Below are 2505 nucleotides of genomic sequence, written 5' to 3'. Positions count from 1 at the left end.
TACAGCAAACCGCTGCCTCACCGGGACTTCCTCGACTGGTTGTCCGGTGCCGAGCGTCTGGAGGTCAACGCGTGAGAGTTCGCTACTGTGTACTGCTACTGATCGCCCTGTGCGGAACCGCCGGCGCGGACAGCCAGCGTAGCCAGCTGTTGGCCACCGGTGGCGCCACCACCCTGGAAGGAGCCGCCGGCGGCGGGATTGTACCCATGGCGGTGCTCTCCGGTTACGGCACCCGGGAAGAGCAGGGCGGCACGGTAACGGCCAGTCACGTCAGCACCGGCGACTATTCGTTGTCGGTGCTCGGGGCGAGCTGGAGCTGGCGCAACCGGATTGAGCTGTCCCTGGCCGAGCAGCGTCTGAGCCACCAGCCTCTGTCCGAACGATTGGGGGTCGGGCCCTCGAGCATCCGCCAGCGCGTTTTCGGGGCCAAAGTACGTCTCCTGGGTGACCTGATTTACACCCGATGGCCCCAGGTGAGTCTCGGTGTACAACACAAGCAAAACCGGGACTTTTTTGTGCCCTCCGCGGCGGGAGCCCGGGATGATTCGGGCACCGATGTATACCTGAGCGCGACCAAACTGTTGCTCGGCGGCCTGGCCGGTCGCAACCTGCTGCTCAATGCCACCGCCCGGCACAGCAAGGCGAACCAACTGGGGTTGGTGGGCTTTGGCGGCGACCGCAATAACGACGCCGAGTGGCTGGCCGAAGCCTCCGCCGGGGTATTCCTTAACCGCCATTGGTTGCTCGGCGCCGAGTACCGGCAAAAGCCCGACAACCTCTCGTTCATCCGTGAAGACGACTGGCAGACCGCCTTTGTCGGCTGGTTTCCCAACAAGCAGGTCGCGGTTGTGGGTGCCTACGTCGATCTCGGTGAAGTGGCCAGCTTTCCCGACCAGACCGGCTGGTATCTGTCCGTCCAGGGGAGTTTCTGATGCGAGTGTCTTTATTAGCGCTGGTGCTTTTCCTAAGCGCCTGCACCTCAACCGGCGGTGACCGAACGCTCTACCAGGCCCTCGGTGGCGCTGAAGGCGTGGATGCCATTGTTTACGACCTGATCGTGCGCATCGCCGACGACGAGCGGGTGGTGGACCGTTTTCACAACGTGGATATCAATCGCTTCAAGACTGGGCTGGAAACCTATATCTGCAGCGTCGCCGACGGCCCCTGCGACTACACCGGCGATTCCATGCGGGTGGTCCACGCCGGCCATCAGTACACCGATACCGAGTTCAATACCATCGTCGAGTTGTTGATCGAGGCGATGGAAGCGCAGGGGGTGGCGACGCCGACCCAGAACCGCCTGCTGGCCCGCCTGGCCCAGGACTACGAAGACGTGGTCTATCACTGACGGCGGCCGAACCGGCGATTGCGCTCCGGCCAGGAAGTGTTATAACGTAACATTTTCACGAATGAGCAGGAGCGCGATCACGCCATGACCACCGCCGTGCCCACCAATATCATCACCGGCTTTCTGGGGGTGGGTAAAACCACCGCTATTCAGCACCTGTTGCGCCACAAACCGACCGGGGAAACCTGGGCGGTGTTGGTCAATGAGTTTGGTGAAGTTGGAATTGATGGTGCCCTGCTGCGCGACGGCGGCGCGAGAGTGCGGGAAGTGCCCGGCGGTTGCATCTGCTGCGTGGCGGGACTGCCCATGACCGTGGCGCTCAATCAACTGTTAGGGCGGGAGCGCCCGGACCGGCTGTTGATAGAACCCACTGGTCTGGGACATCCGGCGCAGATCATGTCGACACTGACCGGCCCCTTTTACCAGCAGGTACTGGACGTACGGGCGACGGTGACGCTGGTGGACCCGCGTAAGCTGGCCGACAGCCGCTACACCGACAACGAACACTTTCAGGATCAGATCGCCATCGCCGATGTACTGATCGCCAACAAACAGGATCTGTGCGCGCAGTCCGATTGGACGCGATGGGAGGCACTGGCGGCTGGGGCGTCACCGCCCAAGGCCTTGGTCGAGCGGGTGGGTCAGGGCGCCATTGATCCCGCCTGGTTGGACTGCCCGCGTTCGGGGCGGCCGTTACACCACCCGCACCTTCACCAGAACAACCCTCTGAAGGCGCCCACCGCGCCAGTGGAAACCCTGGCCTTTTTACCGGACGGCGAAGTCATGGCCCGGCGAGTCAATCAGGGCCAAGGGCACTTCAGCGTAGGCTGGGTGTTCACCCCGGACTGGGAATTCGACTATGACCGCCTGTTCAGTTGGCTCAATGGCTTGAGCGTTGCGCGGGTCAAAGCGGTGATGATTACCGGGGACGGTATATTCAGTTTCAACGGTCAGGACGACGTGGTCAGCGTCAGCGAACTGGACGAAACCCCGGACAGCCGCATTGAGTTGATTGATGATAAGCCGATTGATGCGGATGACGTTGAGCGTATTCTCTTAGAATTGGTTGTGGCTGCTTAAGCTTGGGCAACGGCGGGTGCGCTTCGCTTACCGCGCCCTACGCGACCTGTCATGGGTTGCGTAGGGCGGATAAGGGC

General features: G+C 62.1%; 3 protein-coding genes. All 3 read left to right on the top strand.

Annotated elements, in window-relative coordinates; translation table 11 throughout:
• Positions 1-71: 71 nt before the first annotated feature.
• The 3 genes from B3520_RS05465 to B3520_RS05455 all read left to right on the top strand — a co-directional run bounded on the left by B3520_RS05465 (position 72) and on the right by B3520_RS05455 (position 2428).
• Positions 72-932 (top strand): DUF3034 family protein, encoded by an 861-nt coding sequence (locus B3520_RS05465; RefSeq protein ID WP_286804200.1) that lies wholly within the window; start codon positions 72-74, stop codon positions 930-932.
• Positions 932-1348: a group I truncated hemoglobin gene (locus B3520_RS05460; RefSeq protein ID WP_286875588.1), complete on the top strand. Its 417-nt coding sequence runs from the start codon at positions 932-934 to the stop codon at positions 1346-1348. Before B3520_RS05465 ends, B3520_RS05460 begins: the two co-directional genes overlap by 1 nt.
• Positions 1349-1432: 84 nt before the next feature.
• Complete coding sequence (locus B3520_RS05455) at positions 1433-2428, top strand: CobW family GTP-binding protein (protein WP_286804201.1); 996 nt, start codon at positions 1433-1435, stop codon at positions 2426-2428.
• Positions 2429-2505: the final 77 nt, after the last annotated feature.

Source organism: Marinimicrobium sp. UBA4509 (assembly GCF_002388575.1).
GTDB classification, from domain to species: Bacteria; Pseudomonadota; Gammaproteobacteria; order Pseudomonadales; family Cellvibrionaceae; genus Marinimicrobium; species Marinimicrobium koreense.
This window is presented reverse-complemented; position numbering and strand designations above follow the sequence as displayed.